This is a genomic window from Oleiphilus sp. HI0123 (assembly GCF_001635315.1).
Map to the genome: position 1 here is coordinate 1 of NZ_LWGE01000441.1, position 347 is coordinate 347.

Consider the following 347-nt stretch of genomic DNA (forward strand, 5'->3'; position numbering starts at 1 on the left):
CCCAACACGCCCTTACACGCGTAACACGGTTGACGAGCACCTGGATATGCTGATGGTATGTCACCATTTAGATAGTTCTATTCCTGAAGATGTTGCCTTTGCTGACTCAAGAATCCGTAAAGAAACGATTGCCGCCGAAGATATTTTCCATGACCGCGGTGCCTTCAGTATGATTTCCTCCGACTCCCAAGCGATGGGACGTGTCGGGGAAGTGATTACCCGAACCTGGCAAACCGCTCATAAGATGAAGACACAATTTGGTTTGTTGCCAGAAGATTCAGGTTGTGATGCCGACAACTTTAGAGCACGTCGCTATATAGCTAAATACACAATCAACCCTGCTATCG

Annotated in this window: 1 protein-coding gene; it reads left to right on the forward strand. The window is 47.6% G+C overall.

The window, feature by feature from the left end:
* Positions 1-347: amidohydrolase family protein (locus A3761_RS04190; RefSeq protein ID WP_156491586.1), on the forward strand; the 347-nt coding region annotated here is incomplete at both ends.